The sequence below is a fragment of the Nocardioides sp. genome, assembly GCF_035703625.1.
Taxonomy (GTDB): domain Bacteria; phylum Actinomycetota; class Actinomycetes; order Propionibacteriales; family Nocardioidaceae; genus Nocardioides.
Genome location: NZ_DASSXS010000334.1, coordinates 1 through 2751, shown reverse-complemented (window position 1 = coordinate 2751; position 2751 = coordinate 1). Strand labels below are relative to the sequence as shown.

The 2751-nt window shown below is 68.4% G+C and carries 3 protein-coding genes; 1 reads left to right on the top strand and 2 read right to left on the bottom strand.

What is annotated here, in order from left to right; translation table 11 throughout:
- The first annotated feature begins 414 nt into the window (after nucleotides 1-414).
- Nucleotides 415-771 carry a hypothetical protein gene (locus VFN12_RS17455; protein WP_325120074.1) on the top strand — a complete coding sequence of 119 codons (357 nt, stop codon included), beginning with the start codon at nucleotides 415-417 and terminating at the stop codon, nucleotides 769-771.
- Between the two features lie 279 nt (nucleotides 772-1050).
- Here VFN12_RS17455 and VFN12_RS17450 read toward each other — a convergent pair whose 3' ends face one another.
- Entirely contained in the window at nucleotides 1051-1863 is an 813-nt protein-coding gene (locus VFN12_RS17450; protein ID WP_325120073.1) for an ExeA family protein, read from the bottom strand.
- Entirely contained in the window at nucleotides 1860-2555 is a 696-nt protein-coding gene (locus VFN12_RS17445; protein WP_325120075.1) for a Mu transposase C-terminal domain-containing protein, read from the bottom strand. The genes VFN12_RS17450 and VFN12_RS17445 overlap by 4 nt, the downstream gene beginning before the upstream one ends.
- Nucleotides 2556-2751: the final 196 nt, after the last annotated feature.

Below are 2751 nucleotides of genomic sequence, written 5' to 3'. Positions count from 1 at the left end.
TGCTGGGGTGCACTGACTTGAGCATTGCGGCTCGCTGAACTGCTGCCTGAGTGGCCACAAGAGCAATTATCTGCCTCCGAAGGTCACGGCTAGAAGCTCGCCGAACCGACCGCTACCCAATGGCCAACTTGTCGTCGATGGCGGGCTCCGCGGATCGTGAGTCCACGGGCCGGGCAGCGCGCGGCGACGAGAGCGTGTGACACGCCTGCACCGACGGTCGCTGCTTCTGCCAACTGCCCGTCGTATTACTGGTAACAGCACCTATTCGAGGGAGGCGAATGCTCGTCTCCGGGAAGGCTGGCGAGCCGGTGCGATGGTTGGGTAGTGGAACCAGATCCGAGCGACAAGCTGGCAGCGTGGGGCGCCTGGATTCCCTTCACCGAAGCAGTTGCTAACGCACCCCGACTACCTGGCGTGTACATGGCCCGAGACGACACGCAGGTCGTCTACGTCGGGATGGCTGCTGAGCGACGAGGTCAGGGCATCCGGGGACGACTCACCGTCTACAACAGGGGCCGGGCTGCGGTGTCCGGTCTGGGCGAGGCCGCCATGGACCGCGCACTCGCAGACCCTGGCTGGTTGCGCGCGCGGCTGACCCAGGTGGAGACCGGCACTGTCTGGCGAACTCGCGATTGGGCGAAGGCCGCGCTGGATCGTGCCCAACTGCAGGTTCGATGGGCCACCACCGAGAAGGGACCGCAGGCTCGGCTACTCGAGCGCGCGGTGCTCGACGCCCTTGCGAGCGTGGAGCTTTGGAACCGAGCCCGGTAGATGAACGGGCAGCCATCGTGCGTCACGTGGTAGCCGCCATCGCACGAAGGAGTACCTGGGTGCTTCTCAGTTCGGTGTCGATCATGCGAAGGGTCGCTGTCGCTGGGATCTCGAACCGGGCGCCAAACAGGCTGGATTGTTGAACGGCGCTCAGGATGAGGATGACGGCGTCGTTGATCGTGTGGATGTTCTTGGGGTATGGAGAGGCCCCGCCGACGTTGGTCGGCGGGGCCTTCGTGTTCGTGGTGTCGCGGTTATGTTCAGCTCGTCGCCGCGGGTCTATTCGGCGGTGACCTCGGTGACGGCGGCGCGGGCGCTGGACTCGTCGACGATCGTCTTGTTGGTGGCGTAGGCGGCGACCAGGGCCTGGATGGCGAGGTTGTTCACCGCCCTGGGCAGGCCGCGGGAGACCTGGTGGATCAACGCGGTCGCGTCGTCGCTGAACAGCGGGTCGGACCGGCCGACCAGCTTCAGGTGGTGGGTGAGGTAGCCGGCGGTCTCGGTCCCGGTCATGCCTGCCATGGCGTAGCGCAGGCTGATGCGCTGATCCAACGCGGCGAAGGTGCCGAGCTTGATCCTGCGGCGCAGGGTCGGCTGGCCGACCAGCAGGCAGGCGAACGGTGAGTGGGAGTCCATGTCGGCGTTGGTGAGCAGCCTGAGCTCCTCCAGCTGGTCGGGGTCGAGGAGGTGGGCCTCGTCGCAGACGAGGATGGTGGTGCGGCCGCGTTCGTGTTCCTCGGCGGCGAGCAGGTCGGTGGTCTGGGGGATCAACGCGGCCTTGTGGAAGCGGGGGACCCCGCCGAGGGCGGTGACGATGCAGTGGTAGAGGCCGCGGCCGCCGACGGTGGGGTTGCCGAGGTAGACGATGGTGTGCCGGCTGGCGTCGAGGCCGGCGAGGGCGGCGCGGACGGCGACGGTCTTGCCGGCGCCGACCTCACCGGTGATCACGCCGAGGCCGCGTTCGCTGATGCACCAGCCGATCCGGGCGACCGCCTCGGCGTGCGCGGCGTGTCGGTGCAGCATCTGCGGCGCCAGCCCGCGCCCGAACGGGGTCCGGCTGAAGCCGTAGTGGGATTGCAGCTTCTCGATCATGCCGACACCTCGCTCTCGTGGTACCCGCTGGTCGTGTCGGGTCCGCTCGTGTCGGTGGTCTCGTCGCTGATGCCGGGTAGCGGCTGCTGGCCCGGTAGGGGCCCGTCGGGCAGCTGGGAGTAGCGGAGCCGGTCGGCGAGCTCGGCGGTGTGGCGGGCCTCGACGAGTCCGAGGTAGTCGATCCCGGTCGGCGCCGGGGCCGGTGTGGACTCGTCGGGTCGGGCCTTGGCGTGGACATGCCGGCCGATGGTGTGCGGGACCGCGGCTCCCATCGGCCGGTTCTGCCAGCGGACCTCGATGTCGGTGAGGTCGAACGGGTCGAACACCAGCTCGACCTTCCGCCCGACCAGGGCGGCATCGACCTGGTAGGTGTTGCCGTGCAGCCCGACGGTCGCGGTCTTGGTGACGGTGCGCCATTCCGACCACAAGAACGCCTCCCGCAGCTGGGCCGGTGTCGGCAGTCTCGGCTGGTGGCCGTCCGACCACCGATCCCACGGCGTCTGATGGGTCTCGGAGTGCTCCCGGCGGTGGTAGACGGTCTCCACCCAGGCGGTGAACAAGGTGTTCAGCCGCTCCATGTCGTCGAGCTCGCGGCCGGCGCCGATCTCGACCAGGAACTGGTCGCGGACGGTGCGGAAGAACCGCTCTATCTTCCCCCTCCCGGCTGGCTCGCCGGGCCGGGAGTGGACCAGCCGGACGCCGAGGCTGGCGCAGGCCCGCAGCAGCTGCTTGTCGACGAACGCCGACCCGTTGAGTTCTTAACCGATGTCAAGCGCCCTTGAGCGGCAGCCGGCTCGGGTTCATGCTGGCTGTGGAACGGGCGGTGCCTCGGAGCGCTTGGCGACTCCTGTCTTGGCCCGCTCGTTCCGTCGTGGTTGGCGGGTGCGG

Excerpts from the sequence above, each read along its gene's own strand:
- VFN12_RS17450 (WP_325120073.1), bottom strand. The coding sequence starts at position 1,863 with ATGATCGAGAAGCTGCAATCCCACTACGGCTTCAGCCGGACCCCGTTC.